Origin of the sequence: uncultured Aquimonas sp. (genome assembly GCF_937888285.1) — a bacterium.
Taxonomy (GTDB): Bacteria; Pseudomonadota; Gammaproteobacteria; order Xanthomonadales; family Xanthomonadaceae; genus Aquimonas.
In genome coordinates, this window is record NZ_CALART010000089.1 from 1 (window position 1) to 19,268 (window position 19,268).

A 19,268-nucleotide genomic window follows, 5' to 3' on the forward strand; every position below is an offset into this window, starting at 1 on the left:
ACCCATGACCGCTACTTCCTCGACAACGCCGCCGAGTGGATCCTCGAACTCGACCGCGGTCGCGGTATTCCCTGGAAGGGCAACTACAGCGAGTGGCTGGTCCAGAAGGAAGAGCGCCTCAAGCAGGAAGAGAACCAGGAGAAGGCCCGCCAGAAGGCGATCGCCCGCGAGCTCGAGTGGGCGCGGCAGAACGCCAAGGGCGGCCGCAGCAAGGGCAAGGCGCGTCTGGCCAAGCTCGACGAGCTGCAGTCGGTCGATTACCAGAAGCGCCAGGAGACGAACGAGATCTTCATCCCGCCGGGCGAGCGCCTGGGGAACTCGGTGATGGAGTTCAAGAACGTCACCAAGAGCTTCGGCGACCGCGTGCTGATCGAAAACCTGAGCTTCATCGTGCCGCCCGGCGCCATCGTCGGCATCATCGGCCCGAACGGCGCCGGCAAGTCGACCCTGTTCAAGATGATCACCGGCCAGGAGAAGCCCGACTCCGGCACGATCACCACCGGTCCGACCGTCAAGCTGGCCTATGTCGACCAGAGCCGCGACAAGCTCGAGGGCGACCACAACGTGTTCCAGGAAGTCTCGGGCGGCTCGGACATCCTCAACATCAACGGCATCGAGATCCAGTCGCGCGCCTACATCGGCCGCTTCAACTTCAAGGGCCAGGACCAGCAGAAGCTGGTCGGCACCCTGTCCGGCGGTGAACGCGGTCGCCTGCATCTGGCCAAGACCCTGCTGCAGGGCGGCAACGTGCTGCTGCTCGACGAACCCTCGAACGACCTCGACATCGAAACCCTGCGTGCGCTGGAAGACGCCATCCTGGAGTTCCCGGGCAACGTCTTCGTGATCAGCCACGACCGCTGGTTCCTCGACCGCATCGCCACCCACATCCTCGCCTTCGAAGGCGACTCGCACGTGGAGTTCTTCCAGGGCAACTACCGCGAGTACGAGGAAGACAAGAAGCGCCGCCTCGGCGAGGAAGGGGCGAAGCCCAAGCGGGTGCGGTTCAAGAAGTTGGTTTGAGAGCTGGGATTCGGGATTTGAGATTCGGGATTCGTTAAAGCCGGTTCCCGCGAGAGTGAAGGCCCCCGCCCTGTGCGGGGGCTTTTCTTTTTGTGAGCCACAGGTTGAGGCGGCCTGAGTTCGTGAGGCGCACTGCACCTCGCCGCCTGCGAATCCCGAATCCCAAATCCCGAATCCCGGAGGAAGCGACACGCTTCCTCCTAACGCCGCGAGGCGTTTCCCGCTAGTCTTGACGCCCTCTCAACGCCTGCCCACGCCCATGTCGCACCGCCCCGTTCCGACCAGCCAACGCCTTGAACAGGTCCGTTATGAGATCCGTGGTGAGCTGGCGCGGCGAGCCCGGGAGCTGGAGCAGGCCGGACGCAAGCTCTACAAGCTCAACATCGGCAACCCCGGCGCCTTTGGCCTGCATGCGCCCGCGCACATCCAGCAGGCGATCGTCGAGCACATCGCCGACAGCGATCCCTACTGCCACCAGCAGGGCCTGCCGCAGGCCCGCGAGGCCGTCGCGGCACTGCATGTCGCGCGCGGCAGCAGCGGCGTCACCCCGAACGACGTGTTCCTCGGCAACGGCGTCAGCGAGCTGATCGACATCGCCCTGCGCGCGCTGCTGAATCCCGGCGAGGAAGTGCTGCTGCCGAGTCCCGACTACCCGCTGTGGAGCGCAGCCACCCTGCTCAACGGCGGCAACCCGCGCTACTACCACTGCCGGCCCGAGCACGGCTTCCTGCCCGATCCCGAGCAGATCGAGGCGCTCGTCACCGCGCGCACCCGCGCGCTGGTGCTGATCAACCCGAACAACCCGACCGGTGCGGTCTACCCGCGCGAACTGCTGCAGCAGATCGTCGCGATCGCCGAGCGCCATCGCCTGGTGCTGATGGTCGATGAGATCTACGACGGTCTGACCTACGACGGTGCGGAGTTCGTGCCGCTGGCGCCGCTGTGCGGCGACGTCCCCTGCCTGTCCTTCGGCGGCCTGTCCAAGGTCTACCGCGGCTGCGGCTTCCGCGCCGGCTGGGTGGTGCTGTCCGGCCACCGCGGGCGACTGTCCGAGTACCACCACGCCTTCGACCTGCTCGGCGCGCTGCGCCTGTGCGCCAATGTGCCCGCGCAGTGGGCGATTCCGGCGGCACTGAACGGCCCCGACACCGCCAGCGCGCTGACCGCGCCGGGCGGGCGTTTGCACGCGGCGCGGCAGGCGGTGATCGACGCCTGTGCGGCGAGCCCGCGGCTGTCGGTGGTCGCACCCGGCGGCTCGATGTTCGCGTTCCCGGGGGTCGACACCCGCGACCTGCCGGGCTTCGACGACTACCGCTTCGCGCTGGAGCTGCTGGAGCAGGACGGCGTGCTGATCGTGCCGGGTTCGAGCTTCAACGTCGCCTACCGCAACCATTTCCGCGTGACCCTGCTGCCCGAGCCCGCCGACATCGCCGAGGTGTTCCGGCGCATCGATGGCGCATTGGAGCGGCAGGCGCAGGCGATCAAGCGGGCGGTCGCATGATGGGCCGCAAGTTCCTTGCGCTGGGCGACTCCTACACCATCGGCGAAGCGGTCGCCGCCGACCAGCGCTGGCCGGTGCAGCTGGTCGACCTGCTGAACCGCCGCGAATTCCGCTTCGACCCGCCGGAAATCATCGCCACCACCGGCTGGACCACCGACGAGCTGGCGGCGGCGATGGATGCGAAGTACCCGGTTGGCACACGCGCCGATTTCGATCTGGTCAGCCTGCTGATCGGCGTCAACAACCAGTACCGCGGGCGCCCGCTCGACGAGTACCGCGAGCAGTTCAGCGCCTTGCTCGATCGCGCTCTGGCGCTGGCCGGCGATGACCCGCAGCGGGTGATCGTGCTGGCCATTCCCGACTGGGGCGTGACGCCGTTCGGTGCGAAGAGCGGCCGCGACACCGCGCAGATCGCCCGCGAGCTGGACGCCTTCAACGCCACGGCCGCGGAGGTCGCGCAGGGCCGCGGCGTGCGCTTCGTCGACACCAGCGCGGTCTCGCGCGAGCGCGGCGCCGAGTGGGTCGCGGAAGACGGCCTGCATCCGAGCGCTGAGCTGTACGCCGCCTGGGCGAAAGCCTCCGAGCTCGCCCTGCTCGGCGCATAGGGTGGGCCCCGGCCCACCGTGAGCTTCACGTTCGCCCGGTTCCCGCTGCGCTGTCGTGCGATGCCGGGCTTCAACAGCGCTGCGGGCTTTGACCGGGATCGAGCCGGCACGGCGTCCGCACCCGCTTCGGTCAAGCCAGGGCATCTCTCGCACCCGCTGGCGGATGCGCTGCGCTTATCCGCCCTACGACATCGAATGACGCCTTGCCTGCACCGGAGCGACAAACCGCTGTGCGCGTAGGGCACACAAGCGAAGCGCATGTGCCAGAACATCGCTGCGGGCTTCGGTCCTGTCCGCGCTGCAAGCGCCAGTAGCGGCCCATCAGATTCCCGCGACCTGCCCGGCCGCGCTCAATGGAAATCGCGTGAGCCCGTCTGCAGCCCGCCCAGCAGGGGGCTCAGGTCGTGCAGGTCGCTGGCGATCACGTGGCCGACGCCGTCGGCGTATTCCCAGCGCCCGCGCACGGCCAGCAGGCGGGCGCTGAGCACCGCCTTGCGGCGGCGCTGCGAGACATGCGACCAGACCACCACGTTGACGCTGCCGTGCTCGTCCTCAAGGCTGACGAACAGGGTGCCCTTGGCCGTGCCCGGGCGCTGCCGCTGGGTCACGATGCCGGCCACGTGCACGCCGCGGCCGTGCGGGGTGGCGCGCAGCTGGCGCGAGTCCAGCACCCGCAGCCGCTGCAGCTTCTCGCGCAGCAGGCTCAGCGGATGCGCCTGCAGGCTCAGGCCCTGGCTGGCGTAGTCGGACAGCAGGTCCTCGGCCAGCGTGGGCGCCGGCAGCACGACGATGGCTTCTTCCGGGCTGTCGGGCAGCAGGGGCCGCTGCTGCTCGATGCCGGCCATCGCCCAGCGCGCGCTGTGGCGATGGCCCACCAGGGCCTGCAGGGCGCCGCCCTCGGCCAGGGCCTTGCGGGCTTTCTCGTCCAGGCCGGCGCGCTGGCAGAGGTCCTGCACGTCGGCGAAGGGCCGCTGCCTGCGCGCGGCAACGATGGCCTCGCCGCGTTCGGCGGACAGGCCCTTGAGCTGGCGCAGGCCCAGGCGCAGGGCCGGCTGCACGCCGGCGTCGTCGCCCCGTCGCGGGCGCCCGCCTTCGAGGCGGTTGTCCCAGTCGCTGTGCTGCACGTCGACCGGCAGCAGCTCCAGCGCCGCGCGCCCCGTCGCACCCGGCCGGCGCGCGTCGCGGACGATTTCGCCGGGTGAGTAGAAACCCATCGGCTGCGCGTTCAGCAGGCCGCAGGCGAAGGCGGCCGGCTCGTGCCGCTTCAGCCAGCAGCTGATGTAGACCAGCTTGGCGAACGAGGCGGCGTGGCTCTGCGGAAAGCCATAGGAGCCGAAGCCCTTGATCTGCTCGAAGATCTTGTCGATGAAGTCGGAGGCATAGCCCTTGTCTTCCATCAGCGCGCGGATGCGCAGCCGGTGCGGCTCCATGTCGCCGCCGCGGCCCCAGGCCGCCATCGAGCGGCGCAATGCATCCGCCTGGGCGGGCGTGTAGCCGGCATGGATCACCAGCTCCATCACCTGCTCCTGGAACAGCGGGATGCCCAGGGTCTTGCCCAGGATTTCCTCGATGCCCGGCGAGGGGTAGCGGATCGCCTCCTGGCCCTGCCGGCGACGCAGGTAGGGATGCACCATGCCGCCCTGGATCGGCCCCGGGCGCACGATCGCCACTTCCACCACGAGGTCGAAGAAGTCCTTGGGCTTCAGCCGCGGCAGCATGCTCATCTGCGCGCGCGATTCGATCTGGAACACGCCGACCACGTCGGCGGCCTGGATCATGGCGTAGGTGTCGGGGTCGCCCGGCGGGATGCGCGCGAGGTCGACGCGGTAGCCGCGATGGCGCTCGATCAGCTCGAGCGTGCGGCGGATGCAGCTCAGCATGCCGAGCGCCAGGCAGTCGACCTTGAGCAGCTTCATCGTCTCGAGGTCGTCCTTGTCCCACTGGATGATGGTGCGGCCCGGCATGGCCGCGTTCTCGACCGGCACCACGCTCGACAGCGGTGCGTCGCTGATGATGAAGCCGCCGACATGCTGCGAGAGATGCCGCGGATGCCCGCGCAGCTGTTCGGTCACCGCGAGGATGCGCGCGATCAGCGGGTTGTCGGCATCGAAGCCGGACTCGCGCAGGCGCTGCGCCATCGGCGTGTCGCCATTGCCCCAACCATGGCACTCGGCCAGCAGGGCGATCTGGTCCGGCGGCAGGCCGAAGGCCTTGGCGACGTCGCGCACCGCGCTCTTGCCGCGGTAGCGGATCACCGTCGCCGCCAGCGCCGCGCGCTCGCGGCCGTACTTGGCGTAGACGTACTGCAGCACTTCCTCGCGCCGCTCGTGCTCGAAGTCGACGTCGATGTCGGGCGGCTCGTCGCGCTCCTTCGACAGGAAGCGCGCCATCAGCAGGCGGCTCTCGGTCGGATCGACCACGGTGATGCCCAGCACGTAGCAGACCGCCGAGTTGGCCGAGGAGCCGCGGCCCTGGCAGAGGATGCCGCGCGCGCGGGCGAAGCGGACGATGTCCTCGACGGTCAGGAAGAAGGCCTCGTAGCCCAGCTCGGCGATCAGGGCCAGCTCGTCCTCGATCTGCGCGACCACCGCCGGCGGCGTGCCTTGCGGCCAGCGCTGGCGCATGCCTTCGAAGGTGAGCTCGCGCAGCCAGCTGGTCGGCGTATGCCCGGCCGGCACCAGTTCTGCCGGGTAGCGATAGCGCAGCTCGTCGAGACGGAAATGGCAGCGCCGTGCCAGCGCGACGCTGGCCTGCAGCAGTTGGCCGGGATAGATGTTGGCAAGCGCGCGCCGGCTGCGCAGATGGCGCTCGCCGTTGCGGAACAGGTGGGCGCCGCAGTCGGCCAGGGTGAGGCCATGGCGGATCGCGGTCATCGTGTCCTGCAGCACGCGCCGGCGGCGCAGGTCCATGTGCACGTCGCCGGCGGCCAGCGCCGTCAGGCCGAGGGCTTCGGCCAGGTCCAGCAGCTGGCGCAGGCGCGCGGCATCGTTCTCTTCGCGAAGCAGCTCGACGGCGAGGAAGGCGCGCTCGCCGAAGCAGCTGCGCAGCCAGCGGCCTTCCTCAGGATCGGGCCGGGTCGCCGGCAGCCACAGCGCGAACAGGCCGCAATCCTCGACCGGGAGGCCGGCCAGCAGCTGCTCCAGGTCGGCCCGCAGCAGCCGGTAGCGGCCCTTGTCGGCGGCGCGGCGGGCGCGGCTGATCAGCTCGCAGAGGCGGCCATAGCCGGCCAGCGTTTCCACCAGCAGCACGCACTTCAAGCCGCAGTCGAAGCGGAACTCGCTGCCGACGATCAGCTTCAGGCCCGTCGCGCGCGAGGCCTCCAGCGCGCGCACGATGCCCGCCAGCGAGCATTCGTCGGTGATCGCCAGCGCCTCGTAGCCGCAGCGCTGGGCGCGCTCGAACAGGGCCTCGGCGCTGGCCGCCCCGCGCAGGAAGGAGAAGTCGGACAGGCAATGCAGCTCGGCATAGGCCGGCAGGTCGGCCGCGCTGTCGTCATTGGCGGCAGCAGCGTGCAGGCGCTGCGCCACCTGCCAGGCGCGCGGCGGCGGCCCGGCCGGGCCGTCGGCGTTGCGGTCCTGCTCGCTCACGCGAACCAGCCGTGCAGCATCCAGCCGCCCTGCTCGCCTGCCGGCGCGAAGGCCCAGGCGCGCTGGCCCTGCGAGGTTTCCAGCACGTAGTAGTCGCGGCGCGCATCGGCGCCGTCCCACCAGCCGCTCTCAAGCCGCTCGGGGCCTTCGAGCACGCGCAGGCAGGGGTCGCGCAGGGGGATCGGATGCGGCAGCAGCCACAGCGGCCGCGGCGGTCGCGCAGGCGCTTCGCCGATCCGCGCGGCATCGCCCTGCAGGCGCCGCCAGGCGTGCTCGGGGCGCGGGTCGGCCGCCGGCGCGATGCGGTAGACCGCGGCATCACCCAGGCGCGCGCGCAGGCGCTCGCGCAGCTGCGGCCAGGGCAGCTGCTGCTGTTCGCGGCGGTCGAACAGGTCGCGGGTGGCCGGCACGAAGGGCGGCAGCTCGCGGGCCAGGAGGCGCAGGGCCAGCACCGGCGCCGCAATCCGCGCCCGCTCCATCCGGCTGCGGCTGAACTCGAACAGCCGCGCGGCTTCGCGCTCGGCCGACAGCAGGCCGACCTCGACCTCGGTGAAAGCCGAGCCCTCGTGCTCCAGCCGCAGCAGGAAGCGCTGCACGCCGCCGTCGCGGATCGAGAGATAGGTGGCGAGGTCGTTGACCAGCCGGCGCAGCGGAAACAGCAGGGCGCCGTGGTTCTCGACCTCGAAGCCGAGCTCGACGCGCATGTCGAAGTGATCGGGCGGCGCGTAGTAGGGCAGTGCCTCCTCGGCCTGCCCGTACAGGCGATCGAGGTGCTCCAGCAGGGCCAGCCCGAAGCGCCGGCGCAGGCTGTCGCGCGGCAGCTGGCGCAGGCTGCCGAGCTCGCGGATGCCCATCCGCTGCAGGCGCTCGCCGGCCTCGTCGGGCAGCCGCGCCTGCCGCACCGGCACCCGGTCCAGCAGGTCGGCCATGGCCTGCGGCTGCAGCAGGGCGAGGCCATCGCGCAGGCCGGCGAACACATGCGCGGCGCGGGCGGTCGGCGCCAGCGCGATCCGATGGGCGAAGCCCAGCGCCTGCAGCTCCTCGCGCAGGCGCGCCTCGATCCGCGGCCAGGGCCCCAGCAGGCTGAAGCTGCCGCGCACCTCCAGCACCAGGCAGCCCGGCCACTGCGCGCATACGAGCGAGCTGTAGCGGTAGGCCCAGGCCGCCAGGAAGCGCTGCGCCTGGGCCTCGTGTTCGGGCTGGTATTCGGCCAAGGCAAGCTCAGGCAGCAGGGCATGCGCGGCGGTGAGCCGCATGCCCGCATGCAGGCCAGCCTGCGCCGCCGCCGCATTCACCGCCTGCAGGCTGCGCAGCTGCGCCGGCCCGGTGACCAGGGCGAGGGCGCGCTCAGGCCCGGGCAGGCGCCGCTGGACGGCATCCAGCGCCAGTTGCGGCAGCAGTACGCAGGCCCACAGCATGGCGGCGGCTCAGCACGCCGCCAGCACGAACGGCTGCGCGGGTACCGGGCCGCCCCGGCATTTGCGCACGTGCCAGGCTCCGCGCGACTGCTCCAGGCGCAGGGCGGCCGGCGAAGGGTTGGCGGCATGCCGGCGATCGCGCAGGGCGAAGCCCAGGCAGGCACCACTGTCGGCCGCCACCTGCAGGCGCCGCAGGGCGGCCGCGTCGGCTCGCTGCGGCCAGCCGATCACCGCCGCACAGGCGCCGCTGCGCAGCCCCTGCTCGAAGGCCCAGAGGGCATCGACGGGTGCGGCCTCGACGATGTCGAGCGCGGCCAGATCGACCCCGGCCTGCTGCCAGGCCGGCGCATAGGGCAGATAGGGCGGCGCGATCAGCAGCACCCGCTCGCCGGCCTGGCTGAGGCGCGCCAGGGTGGGCATCAGCAGGGACAGCTCGCCGACGCCGTCGGCCGGCAGCAGCAGCTCGGTGAGGGCGCGGCGCGGCCAGCCCTGCTGCGGCAGCAGAGCGTCCAGCCCGGGCAGCCCGGTCGGTTCGCCCTCGACCGTGGCCAGCGCACGCCGCCCGGCATGCCAGAGGGTCTGGGCCTGCAGCAGGGCATCGAGACTGGCGGCGGCCATCTCAGGCGCACCGCACCAGGCCGCAGTACAGGCCTTCGATGGCGAAGTCCTGGCCGGGCTCGACCACGATCGGCGCATGCGCGGGATTGCGCGGCAGCAGCAGGATGCGGCGGCGCTCGCGCTGCAGGCGCTTGATGGTCAGCTCGCCGTCGACGCGGGCGATCACGATCTGCCCGTCGCGGGCATCGGCGCCGCGCTGCACGCCGACCAGATCGCCGTCGAGGATGCCGTCGTCGATCATCGAATCGCCCTGCACGCGCAGCAGGTAGTCCGGGCTCGGACTGAACAGGCGGCGGTCCAGCCAGCGCTGCTGGTCGAGCCCGATGTCGGCGCCGATCGGCACGCCCGCCGCGACCCGTCCCAGCACCGGCAGTTCCAGCAGGTCGGCGCTGCCGCCGGGCAGGCGCAGACCGCGCTTGCGGCCCGGATCCTGCTCGAGCAGGCCTTCGGCCAGCAGGGCCTGCACGTGCTTCTGCGCGGCATTGCGCGAGGCGAAGCCGAAGGCCTCGGCGATCTCGGCTAGGCTGGGCGCCCGCCCCGCCGCCAGCTCGCGGCGCAGGAAGGCCAATACGGCGGCGCGCTGGGGCGGCAGGTCGGGCGGCGGCAGCGAAGGATCGACGGGGCTCATAGGTGTACATTTGTACACCCTCTCTGGGCCGGAATCGAGCCCCCGCGAGGACGCGCAGCGAGGCCGCATGCCAAGGATCCCGCCATGCGCCTCGCGCGATCGGGCGCCTTGTGATACGGGTCCACCATTCACCCGGGCAGTGCGTGTACGGTCGCGCGTCTTGAGGCGACACGGATCAAGTCCCTCCTGGCCTTGATCCGTGGTCGCGAGTCCGGCACGTATCCGGACTCGCTTGCGCTGGATCCTGCACTGGCGTGCTCGATCCGCGGGCGCGCCCTCCATGGCGCGCGACAGCGCTGAATTCTTCAGCGTTGTCCTAAGGGAGTGCCGATGAGCTTCGACCCGCAATCCGTGGCGCTGATTGCCCTGCTGATCTGCCTCGCCTTCGGGACCAGCCTGATCGGACTGTCGCGCCACCACGGCGCTGCCCGCGCCCTGCCGCTGCAGATCTGGTCGCGCGCCCTGATCCTCGCACCGCTGGGCTGGCTGGTGCTGGAGCTGTCGCGCAGCTACGGGCCGCTGTGGCTGGCGGTGCCGGGCAAGGCCCTGATCATGGCCGGCTTCGTCGAATACTGGCGAGCCCTGCGCGCCTTCTGCGGGCGCCCCGCCGGCGCCGCCAGCTTCGTCCTGCCGGTCGCCCTCGTCGCGCTGGCCAGCCTGGCCTGGCTGCTGCTGCGGCCGGGCGAGCCGATGAGCACGCGCACCCTGCTGCTGCTCAGCGCCGGCTACGCGATCGCCGCCGGCCTGCTGGCCCTGCGCCTGGCGCAGCCGACGCGCTCGATGCAGGCGCTGCTGGTCGCCTTCAGCCTGCTCGGCGCCGGCCTGCTGCTGGGGCTGCGGGTGGTGCTGATGCTGGTCGCGGACTGGACCCCCGGGCTGGACTGGATCCGCGCGCCGCAGTCGCACAGCCTGCTGCTGGGCATCGCCCTGATGGCGCCGGCCCTGGCCACGCTCGGCTTCGCCCTGCTCGACAGCGAGCGCAATCTCGATGACCTGAAGCGCCACGCCAACGTCGACGGCCTGACCGGGCTGCTGAACCGGAGCGCCTTCCTGCGCGAGGCGGGCCAGCGGCTGGAGGCCTGCAAGGCCAGCGGCAGCGCCTGCGCCCTGCTCATGCTCGACGTCGACCACTTCAAGCGCGTCAACGACGACTACGGCCACGAAACCGGTGACCGCGCGCTGCGCCTGGTCGCGGACGCCATGGCCGCCCCGCTGCCGGCCGATGCCCTGCTCGCCCGCTGCGGCGGCGAGGAATTCGTCGCCCTCATCGCCGGCGGCGACGCGACGACCGCCCAAGACCTGGCCAACCGCATCCGTCTTGCGGTCAAGCAGGCGACGCTACTCGTCAACGGCACGCCGCTGGAGCTCAGCGTCTCGGTCGGCGTGGCCCAGCTCAGCGACTCCAGCGACGACCTCTCGCTGCTGATGCGGCGCGCCGACCAGGCGATGTATCGCGCCAAGCAGAGCGGCCGCGACCAGGTGCGGCTGCACCTGCTGGGGTAGACGCGTTCGGCATCGCGGGGGAGACGCCGGCACCTGGCGATCGATCCAGCGGCCCCCGCCCTCCGAGTACGCAGCGCACGCCGCACCGGGCCCTTGCCACATTGATCCGGCGCTTGCGCAGTTCGCGAGCGCACGGCTAGACTGACAACAGTTAACTAATTCACTAACTCTCCATGAGCATCGATCGCGTGTTCGCCGCCCTGGCCTCCACCCCGCGCCGCAAGATCCTCGCCTATCTCAACGGAGGCGAGTTGACCGCCGGCGAGATCGGAGAGCGCTTCGAGTTCAGCAAGCCCGCGCTGTCCGGACACCTGCGGATCCTGGAGGACGCCGGGCTGATCCGCCGCGAGAAGCGCGGCCAGTTCGTGTTCTTCCAGCTGGTGCCCGAACGCCTGACCAACACGGTCTTCGCCTGGGCCGCGGAAGTCTGCCCGGTGGCACGCCCGCTGAAGCGCGAGTCCGCCGCACGCTCGGCCCGGAACCCCAAGTAGGAGCGCATGACCATGCACGCCACGCACGAGGTGAGGAAGGGTTTCCCGACCCTGCGCATCGCCACCGGAGAAGCTTCGCAGCCGATCGAGGTGCATCTGATCGCACAGCTGGCGCCGGGCAGCGGCGACGCCCTGTTGGCGCAGGCCACCGAGCGGCAGCGCGAACACCCCGGGTTCCTCGACGCGCTCGACGAGCCTTCGGTTCGCCTGGCCGGCATGCACCTCGCCCATGGCGATCCTTCCTCGCTCTACAGCTTCAGCGTGGGGCCCACTGGCCACCCCTTCCATCGCCACGCCAGCGCGCGGATCTTCACGGCGATCGCCGGCAGCGCCGGGGCACGGCTGCGGTTCTCCTGCGCAAGCGATGCCGAGATCGCGGTCGATCCGTGCAGCTTCGTACGCAAGCTGCATGACGTCCACATGCCTGCCGACAGCCTGTTCACGGTGCGCTTCGGCGGCGGCGTCTGGCACCAGTTCCTGCCGGCCCGGCAAGATGGCGGGCACGGCGCGCTGTTCGCGCTGTCCTGCCATCCCGATGAGCTGGGCGGCAGCCTCGATGCCGCAGCGCGGGCCCGCGTCCTCGCCAACGAGGCCAGCATTCCAGGCCTGACCGAGACCCTGCCGGACTCGGTGCTTCCGCTCATCAGCACCAGTACCCCGGCGCAGGCGAACCACTACCTCGGCGTCCAAGACGGGCCCGATGGCCTGCTGCAGGGTCTATGCGCCCGCGTGCGACGAGCCGCAGGCCGACTGCGCAGCCGACTGCGCCTCGGTCACCGCGCTGCCGGCTTCGTGAGCACGGCGATCACCCCGCTGCGTGCGCGCCACGAACCCGCCCTGCCCGCCCGCAGTCGACTGCCCGAGGCGCTTGCGACAGGCCACGACGACTGCGTCGTGCTTGAGCTCGCTGCCGGGCGCTGGCCGGCGACCTCGGCCCGCGGTCTCCTGCTGCAGGTACTCGCGGGCTTCGTCGAGAATCCACCCACCAGCGTTGGCCTGCTGATGAGGCTGCGCAATCGGCTGGTGGGCCCACTCGGGCTGAGGACCGCAGAACTTGGCTGTCCCGTCTCGTCCCTGCAGGCCAAGGACTGCGCCCAGCGGTTCGGGGGACGTTTTCCGGTGCTTGCCCGCCATGTCGACGAGGACGACCGCTGGGCGGAGGTGATTCTCGGCGCCGATGATCGACACCTCGTGTTCCGCTCGAGTGTCAGCGTCTGCCTCACGCCGGAAGGCAGCTGGCAGATCCGTCTGGCCTCGCGCGTCCAGACCCGCAACCTGTTCGGGGCGTTCTACATGTTCGCGATCCGCCCCGTGCATGAGCGCCACGTGGCACCCACCATGCTCGAGTTCGCCGTTCGCCACGCGCTGGGAGAAACGCACGCGACGCAGCTCCAAGCGGCGGGCGCGTGAGGCAGAGCGGTGCGCCACGGGCGCACCCTACGCCGAGGTCACGCATTCCAGGCACACCCTTGCGGGCAGAAGGGTCGGAAGCCTGCGCTGCATCCGGCGCATTCGAGCCCCTCAACGCGCCCTCGGCATGCCGCGCAGCTCGATCGTGAACTCGACGCCGCTGCCGTCGGCGAGGTTGGCCGCACGCGCGCTGCCGGCATGGCGCTCCGCCACCAGCCTCACGATGTGCAGTCCGAGGCCGAGATGCGGCGCGCTGCCGGCGGCCGCACCGCGCGGACGCTGGCTGACCAGGGCGTCGAACAGCTTCTCGTGGCGGCCTGGCGCCAGCGTCGGGCCGGTGTTGGCGACGGCGAGGCGCGGGCCCTGCACGCCGCCACCCAGCTCGATGCGGATCTCGCCCTCGGGCGGACAGAAGCTGCGCGCATTGTCGACCAGTTTGTCGAGGGCCTGAACGATCAGGTCGGGCGCGCCATGGAAGGGCACAGACTGGGCCGGCACCCGCACCGCGAGCAGGCGCGGCGCCAGCAGCTCGCGATAGCCCTCGCCGCAGGCGCGCACCAGCGCGGCGAGGTCGAAGTCCTCCGGCTCGGCGCTGGTGATGGCGCGCTCGATGCGCGAGCTTTCGCCCATCGCGCGCACGATCGCCGCCAGCCGCTCGCTGCCGGCGCGGGCGCGGTCGAGATAGACGCGGCTCGCTTCAGGCAGGCCCTGGGCTTCGAGGTTGTCGAGCGAGCCGCGCACCACCGCCAGCGGCGTGTGCAGTTCATGCGACAGGGTGCCGGCCAGGCTGCGCAGGTAGGCGGTGTAGCCGGCGACCTCGTCGAGCAGGGTGCCGAAGCTGCGCGAGAGCTCGCCGAGCTCGTCGACCGCAGCGCTGCGCTCGAAGCCGCGCGCGGCATCGGCACCACCGCGGGCCAGCGCTGCCTCAGCCTGCTGCGAGAGGCGGCGGATGCGGGCCGACAGCCGCCCGGCGAACACGTAGAGCAGGCCCGCCAACAGCAGGATCACGGCCAGGCTGACGGCGAGCACGCGCAGCAGGGCGCGGTCGGCCAGCAGCAGGGCTGCGCTGGCCTGGCGCAGCACCAGCACGCCGCGCGCCTCGGCCTCGATCTGCAGGCGCGCCCGCGTCGACAGCTGCAGCCGGTTGCCGTCCTCGATTGCGCGCCAGCGCGCGGACGCAGCCCCCTCTGCGCCGTCCATGACGGCCTCCGTGTCGATCGGCTCGATGCCGCCGACCACGGCGGTGAACAGGCGTCGCCAGCCGGACACCTGGCCGGCGTCGGCGGCGAGTTCACCGACCTGCAGCAGACCCTGGCCTTCGGCGTCCTGAAGCTCGCAGACGTGGGCCAGCGGGCACAGCGCCGCCAGCAGTTCGCCCAGCGCGGGCTCGGGCTCGCGCAGCGGCCGCAGCAGGCCGTCGCCGAGCCGCTGGCCGGCCTCGCCGGGACGCGCGTGGTCGATCGCCTGCACGCCCAGCGCCAGCGGCCGCAGCCCCGGCGGCAGGCGCAGCTCGATGCGGTAGCCGCGCGCGTCCTCCTGCCAGTAGCCGCTGAGGCGCGGCGCAGGGCCGCCCAGGCCCTGTACCGACAGCGCGCCAGGAGCGCTGTTGGCAAGCCGCAGGCGCGCCCTGCCCTCGGGCGTATCGAGATCCAGCTCGACGCGGTCCGAGTACTGCGCCTCCGGCTGGGTCGCCTCGGCGCGCACGCGGCTGGCGTCGTCGACCTCGATCAGCAGGTGCAGGGCCTGCTCGCTGCGCGCGGCCCGCAGGCGCAGGCGCCCGCCGCCGTCGAGCACGCGCGCCGCGGCCGCCGGCTGCGTCCATTCGCTGTCGTAGCCGTCGATCTCGATCGGACCTGCATGCGCCGGCACGTTGAGGCCGCCGGGCGCCAGCGGCAGCAGGCCGGGGTCGCGCAGCAGGGCGCGCTCGATGGCGCTGCCCATCACTTCGAGGGTGGCGGTCTGCTGGGCTTCCTGGCCGCGGCGCAGCTGCGCTTCCAGCTCGCGCACCAGCACCCAGCCGGCGGCCGGCAGGGCCAGCGCGGCGGCGGCGAGCAGCACCAGCTGCTGGCGCAGGCGCATGGTTCAGGCGCGGAACGTGTGGACCATCACGGCCGCCAGCGGTAGCCGGCGCCGTGCACGGTGTCGACCTCGTCGAACTTCGCGTCGATGGCCTCGAACTTCTTGCGGATGCGCTTGATGTGCGAGGTGATCGTGGCCTCGTCGACCACGACCTCGGCCTCGCGCATCAGCTGCTCGCGCGAGCGCACGTGGCCGGGGTGGCGGGCCAGCGCGTGCACGATCCAGAACTCGGTGACGGTGAGCGGCACCGACTCCCCGTTCCAGCTGACCTGCATGCGCTCCAGCTCAAGACGCAGACCGCGCAGAGTGAACACGGTGTCGCGCGCGGCCGGCGAGCGCATCGCGTCGATGCGGCGGAACAGCGCAGCGACGCGGGCGGTGAGCTGCGGCAGCGAGATGTCCTTGCTGAGGTAGTCGTCGGCGCCCAGGCGCAAGCCGGAGATCACGTCGATATCGGCATCGCGCGCGGTCAGGAACAGGATCGGCAGGGTCGGCGCGCGGGTGCGCAGCTCGCGGCAGAGCTCGAAGCCACCCTCGGGCTCGTCGCCGAGGCCGACGTCGATCAGCACCAGGTCCGGCAGCTTGAGCGCGAAGGCGGCACGCGCCTCCGGACGGCTGGCGAAACCGTGCACCTGATAGCCGTAGCGGCTCAGCGCGTCGATGTAGTTGGCGCGGATGGCCGGCTCATCCTCGACGATGGCGATGGTGCGCGACATGGGCGGCGTCCTTGCGTGGCCTTCAGTGCAGCGCGTCGGGCGCGCCGTGGCACTTCTTGTACTTCTTGCCGCTGCCGCAGGGGCAGGGATCGTTGCGCCCGATCTCGGACTCGCGGCGCGCCGGCTGCGGCTTCAGCTCCTCCAGGCGCACGAAGTGCAGTGTCTGCAGCACACCCGGCAGGTCCATGATCAGCTGCAGGCGTTCGGCCGGGGTCAGCGGCGCCAGCATCTCCTCGTCATCGAAGGTTCCGTCGTCGAAGTCCTCGTCGTCGAAGTCCTCATCCTCGGAATCGGGCTCGGCCATGACCTCGCGCAGCGAGGCGTCGATGCCTTCGCGGGTGATCGGGCTGCCCGGCACCGGATCACCGCCGCGCACCACGTTGAGGATCTCGTCCAGCGCCGCGCGCACCTGGGTGTCGGGTACGCCGGCCTGCTCGATCAGGCGCGCGGTGCGCGCCAGCTCGGGATCGCGCATCGCCGCTTCGAAATCCTCGGGCGACAGCGCTTCGAGTTCCTTGGCCTGCGTCTCGCCTTCAAGCGCGTCGACGTCCTCGAAATCATCGTCTTCGAGATCATCCTCGAGGTCGGCCTCGTCGAACTCCTCGTCCCCGGGCTCGGTCAGGGCGAAGATCACGCTGAGCGCTTCCTCGAGATCGGGGTCGGCCTCCAGGCGCGCGTCCCAGGCCTCCTGCTGCAGGTACATGCCGTACTCGAAGCCGGCGGCCCAGTCGGCGCCGTAGGGCGTGTCGTCTTCCAACGTGTCCAGACGGCTCTCGCTGACCGCCTCGAACAGCGCCTCGCTCAGCTGGATGGCGGGGATGTGCGCGCTGGCGTCGTCGAGATCGGTCTGCGCGATACGGCGCCCGACCGAACGCCAGAAGGCCAGCAGCAGGCTGCGCAGCTCTTCGTTGCGGGCGGCGTCCTCGAAGGGCGCATCGCCACCGCCCCAGATGCCCGGCAGCACCTCCTCGATGTCGACCGCGACCGGCGACACGAACAGCGCGCTGAAGAAGCCATCGACCGCTTCCAGGTTCATGCCGTCGCGCGGCACCGCCCCATCCCACAGCAGATCATCCAGGCGCTCGAAGTCGGCGTCGGAGAACGGCGCGTTGGGCGGCGTGATCGAGGGCATGGTGTCGGCCTTTGGAATGCTGGGGTCGACATGGTAACGCCGCAGGCGCCTGGCGGCGTCTGCGGCGTGGGATTCGAGATTGGGGATTCGGGATTCGTTAGGAGCCGGTCGACTCAACACTGTGAGCAGGCGAAGCCTGCGCAAGGTTGAGCGCATCGATACGAACAGCTCTGTACTTCAACCCACGGCAGGCATTGCAGCCAGCACCCCCTCGGTCAAGATCGCGCGAGCGGATGAAGCATCGACGCAGAATGGAATCCTCGGCTCTTACGAATCCCCAATCCCGAATCCCGAATCCCGGCTCAATACGCATACTCCCGGAACAGCGGATCCACCGAGCCGCCCCACTCGCCGTGGAAGCGTTCGAGCTTGCGCTCGGCGGCGGTCTGGCCGCTGTCGACGATCTCGATCAGGGATTCGAGATAGATGCGCTCGTCGACGCCGTTGCAGTTGAGACGCGCGCGGCGCTGCAGGCCGTGGGCGGCGATCTTCAGCGACTCGCGGGCGAGCTCCAGCAGGTTGGAATTGCGGAAGGGCAGCTTCAGCGCCTGCCGCGGCACGCCGTCGCGCAGGGCGTTGCGCTCCTCCATGCTGAAGTCGCGGACCAGGTCCCAGGCGGCATCCAGCGCGGTGTCGTCGTACAGCAGGCCGGTCCAGAACGCCGGCAGCGCGCACAGCCGGCTCCAGGGGCCGGCGTCGGCGCCGCGCATTTCCAGGTAGCGCTTCAGTCGCACTTCCGGAAACGCGGTGGTGAGGTGATCGCCCCAGTCGCTCAGGGTTGGCTTCTCGCCCGGCAACACGCTGAGTTCGCCGCGCAGGAAGTCGCGGAAGCTCAGGCCCGCAGCGTCGATGTAGCGGCCCTCGCGGTAGACGAAGTACATCGGCACATCGAGCAGGTAGTCGACGTAGCGCTCGAAGCCGAAGCCGTCCTCGAACACGAAGTCGAGCATGCCGGTGCGATCGGGATCGGTGTCGGTCCAGATGTGCGAGCGGTAGCTCAGGAAACCGTTGGGCTGGCCCTCGCGGAAGGGCGAGTCGGCGAACAGCGCGGTGGCGATCGGCTGCAGCGCCAGCGAGACCCGGAACTTCTTGACCATGTCAGCTTCGGAAGCGAAGTCGAGGTTGACCTGCACGGTGCAGGTGCGGGTCATCATGTCGAGACCGAGGCCGCCCACTTTCGGCATGTACTCGCGCATGATCTTGTAGCGGCCCTTGGGCATCCAGGGCATGTCCTCGCGGGTCCACTTCGGCTGGAAACCCATGCCGAAGAAGCCGATGCCGAGGCGATCGGACACGATCTTCAACTCACCGAGATGGCCGGCGGTTTCGCGACAGGTCTGGTGCAGGTTCTCCAGCGGCGCACCGGACAGTTCAAGCTGGCCGGCGGGCTCCAGCGTCACCGAGGCGCCGTCCTTCTTCAGCGCGATCAGGTGCCCGCCTTCGAGCACCGGCGTCCAGCCGAACTGGGCCAGGCCCTCGAGCACGGCGCGGATGCCCTGCGGGCCCTCGTAGGTGGGCGGGCGCAGGTCGGAGAGGCGGAAGCCGAACTTCTCGTGCTCGGTGCCGATGCGCCAGGCCTCGCGCGGCTTGTTGCCGGCGGCGAGGTCGTCGATGAGCTGCTGCTTGGATTCGATCCGTGAACCGTGCGCGCTGCTGGGGCTGGACACGCGGGACTCCTTGGGTGCGATGGGCCCCGGCACATGGCCGAGGCGGTGGCGGGCGCACTGCGTCCGCCGAATGCTGGCAGGTGGGGCCGGCCGGGCCGCCGCACAAGCGGCGCGCACACTGCGCGCGGCTGCGTGAAGCGGCAGCGAGGCCGCCTGCGCTTCAGCCGCCCAGCTTCTGCCAGAGCTGCCCCAGCGCCAGGCCGCCCGCACCGATCAGCACGCCGAAGTAGATCACGGTGGCGATCTGGGCGACATGGCCGATCAGGATGGCCAGGCCATCGCGCTGGATCAGGCCGACCGCATAGAACAGCAGGGCCAGCGCCGGCAGGGTATTGCTGAAGGGCACGAAGCCGAAGGGCGCCATCAGCAGCAGGGCCGCGCTGATGAAGGCGAGGTTGTTGAGCAGGTGCATGCCGCGGCCGTCGGCGATCCTGCCCAGGCGATGCGGGCGGCTGATGCGCTCCAGCCGATGCACCCAGACCAGGCCCGAGCTCAAACCGGCGCGCACGCGCTCGGCCGGCAGCTGGCGCTGCTTCAGCCGCGCCGGAATCCACAGCGGCCGGCCCGACAGCCGGCTCAGGCCCACCAGCAGGATGGCCGCGCCGAACACCGTGCTGACGCCGGGGATCGACACCGGGATCAGGAACACCAGCACCAGCAGCAGGCTGAGCAGCAGCAGGCCTTCGTCGCCGACCGCATCCAGCAGCACGCCGAGCGCGAGGCCCTCGTCGGGCAGGCCATCGATCAGGGCCTGCAGCTGTTCGGCGAGGCTGGCGGAATCATCGGCGACTGTGGAGGAAGAAGTCGGACTCAAGGGAATGCCATCATGCGCAGCGCGCGGAAGATCGCGCGGGGCCGCGAGCTTAGCAGCCCCTCATGGAAGCCTCCCGACC

General features: G+C 70.8%; 15 protein-coding genes. 6 read left to right on the forward strand and 9 right to left on the reverse strand.

Going from position 1 to position 19,268, the window contains the following annotated elements:
* The 3 genes from ettA to Q0654_RS16050 all read left to right on the forward strand — a co-directional run.
* Positions 1–1,020: energy-dependent translational throttle protein EttA (gene ettA, locus Q0654_RS16040; protein WP_298855749.1), on the forward strand; the 1,020-nt coding region annotated here is incomplete at its 5' end.
* 259 nt (positions 1,021–1,279) lie between these two features.
* A complete protein-coding gene (locus Q0654_RS16045; protein WP_298855751.1) occupies positions 1,280–2,521 on the forward strand; it encodes an aminotransferase class I/II-fold pyridoxal phosphate-dependent enzyme in 1,242 nt (413 codons plus the stop codon).
* Positions 2,521–3,126, forward strand: coding sequence for a GDSL-type esterase/lipase family protein (locus Q0654_RS16050; protein ID WP_298855753.1), 606 nt, complete (start codon positions 2,521–2,523; stop codon positions 3,124–3,126). The genes Q0654_RS16045 and Q0654_RS16050 overlap by 1 nt, the downstream gene beginning before the upstream one ends.
* 350 nt (positions 3,127–3,476) lie before the next feature.
* Here the strand turns inward: Q0654_RS16050 and Q0654_RS16055 are convergent, their stop codons facing one another.
* The 4 genes from Q0654_RS16055 to lexA are packed head-to-tail and all read right to left on the reverse strand — an operon-like array spanning position 3,477 to position 9,377.
* Entirely contained in the window at positions 3,477–6,713 is a 3,237-nt protein-coding gene (locus tag Q0654_RS16055) for an error-prone DNA polymerase (RefSeq protein ID WP_298855755.1), read from the reverse strand.
* Positions 6,710–8,131, reverse strand: a complete 1,422-nt coding sequence (locus Q0654_RS16060; RefSeq protein ID WP_298855757.1) for a DNA polymerase Y family protein — start codon at positions 8,129–8,131, stop codon at positions 6,710–6,712. Before Q0654_RS16060 ends, Q0654_RS16055 begins: the two co-directional genes overlap by 4 nt.
* Positions 8,132–8,140: 9 nt before the next feature.
* Positions 8,141–8,749, reverse strand: a complete 609-nt coding sequence (gene imuA, locus Q0654_RS16065) for a translesion DNA synthesis-associated protein ImuA (protein ID WP_298855758.1) — start codon at positions 8,747–8,749, stop codon at positions 8,141–8,143.
* A gap of 1 nt (position 8,750) precedes the next feature.
* Complete coding sequence (gene lexA / locus Q0654_RS16070) at positions 8,751–9,377, reverse strand: transcriptional repressor LexA (protein ID WP_298855760.1); 627 nt, start codon at positions 9,375–9,377, stop codon at positions 8,751–8,753.
* A 330-nt stretch (positions 9,378–9,707) separates the two neighbouring features.
* On the opposite strand from lexA, the gene Q0654_RS16075 reads away from it, so the two are divergent.
* From Q0654_RS16075 to Q0654_RS16085, 3 genes are all read left to right on the forward strand, one after another.
* Positions 9,708–10,880, forward strand: coding sequence for a diguanylate cyclase (locus tag Q0654_RS16075; RefSeq protein ID WP_298855761.1), 1,173 nt, complete (start codon positions 9,708–9,710; stop codon positions 10,878–10,880).
* Positions 10,881–11,053: 173 nt separating this feature from the next.
* Positions 11,054–11,371 (forward strand): metalloregulator ArsR/SmtB family transcription factor, encoded by a 318-nt coding sequence (locus tag Q0654_RS16080; protein ID WP_298855762.1) that lies wholly within the window; start codon positions 11,054–11,056, stop codon positions 11,369–11,371.
* Positions 11,372–11,383: 12 nt separating this feature from the next.
* Complete coding sequence (locus Q0654_RS16085) at positions 11,384–12,781, forward strand: DUF2867 domain-containing protein (RefSeq protein WP_298855763.1); 1,398 nt, start codon at positions 11,384–11,386, stop codon at positions 12,779–12,781.
* 111 nt (positions 12,782–12,892) lie between these two features.
* Here the strand turns inward: Q0654_RS16085 and Q0654_RS16090 are convergent, their stop codons facing one another.
* The 5 genes from Q0654_RS16090 to Q0654_RS16110 form a co-directional block, all read right to left on the reverse strand.
* On the reverse strand, positions 12,893–14,860 hold the full coding sequence (locus Q0654_RS16090) for an ATP-binding protein (RefSeq protein WP_298855764.1): 1,968 nt from the start codon (positions 14,858–14,860) through the stop codon (positions 12,893–12,895).
* Between the two features lie 26 nt (positions 14,861–14,886).
* Complete coding sequence (gene pdsR, locus Q0654_RS16095) at positions 14,887–15,576, reverse strand: proteobacterial dedicated sortase system response regulator (RefSeq protein ID WP_091244017.1); 690 nt, start codon at positions 15,574–15,576, stop codon at positions 14,887–14,889.
* 22 nt (positions 15,577–15,598) lie between these two features.
* The gene (locus tag Q0654_RS16100; RefSeq protein WP_298855766.1) at positions 15,599–16,708 is read right to left on the reverse strand and encodes a UPF0149 family protein; all 1,110 of its coding nucleotides are present in this window, start codon (positions 16,706–16,708) and stop codon (positions 15,599–15,601) included.
* Positions 16,709–17,010: 302 nt separating this feature from the next.
* Positions 17,011–18,375: a glutamate--cysteine ligase gene (locus Q0654_RS16105; protein ID WP_298855768.1), complete on the reverse strand. Its 1,365-nt coding sequence runs from the start codon at positions 18,373–18,375 to the stop codon at positions 17,011–17,013.
* A gap of 160 nt (positions 18,376–18,535) precedes the next feature.
* Complete coding sequence (locus Q0654_RS16110) at positions 18,536–19,189, reverse strand: exopolysaccharide biosynthesis protein (protein WP_298855770.1); 654 nt, start codon at positions 19,187–19,189, stop codon at positions 18,536–18,538.
* Between the last annotated feature and the right edge of the window lie 79 nt (positions 19,190–19,268).

What these genes read in the sequence shown, in the direction of transcription:
- Q0654_RS16100 (WP_298855766.1), bottom strand. Translation starts at nt 16,708, where the DNA reads ATGCCCTCGATCACGCCGCCCAACGCGCCGTTCTCCGACGCCGACTTC.
- Q0654_RS16050 (WP_298855753.1), top strand. Translation starts at nt 2,521, where the DNA reads ATGGGCCGCAAGTTCCTTGCGCTGGGCGACTCCTACACCATCGGCGAA.
- Q0654_RS16045 (WP_298855751.1), top strand. Translation starts at nt 1,280, where the DNA reads ATGTCGCACCGCCCCGTTCCGACCAGCCAACGCCTTGAACAGGTCCGT.
- pdsR (WP_091244017.1), bottom strand. Translation starts at nt 15,576, where the DNA reads ATGTCGCGCACCATCGCCATCGTCGAGGATGAGCCGGCCATCCGCGCC.
- Q0654_RS16075 (WP_298855761.1), top strand. Translation starts at nt 9,708, where the DNA reads ATGAGCTTCGACCCGCAATCCGTGGCGCTGATTGCCCTGCTGATCTGC.
- Q0654_RS16080 (WP_298855762.1), top strand. Translation starts at nt 11,054, where the DNA reads ATGAGCATCGATCGCGTGTTCGCCGCCCTGGCCTCCACCCCGCGCCGC.
- Q0654_RS16090 (WP_298855764.1), bottom strand. Translation starts at nt 14,860, where the DNA reads ATGCGCCTGCGCCAGCAGCTGGTGCTGCTCGCCGCCGCCGCGCTGGCC.
- imuA (WP_298855758.1), bottom strand. Translation starts at nt 8,749, where the DNA reads ATGGCCGCCGCCAGTCTCGATGCCCTGCTGCAGGCCCAGACCCTCTGG.
- lexA (WP_298855760.1), bottom strand. Translation starts at nt 9,377, where the DNA reads ATGAGCCCCGTCGATCCTTCGCTGCCGCCGCCCGACCTGCCGCCCCAG.
- Q0654_RS16060 (WP_298855757.1), bottom strand. Translation starts at nt 8,131, where the DNA reads ATGCTGTGGGCCTGCGTACTGCTGCCGCAACTGGCGCTGGATGCCGTC.
- Q0654_RS16085 (WP_298855763.1), top strand. Translation starts at nt 11,384, where the DNA reads ATGCACGCCACGCACGAGGTGAGGAAGGGTTTCCCGACCCTGCGCATC.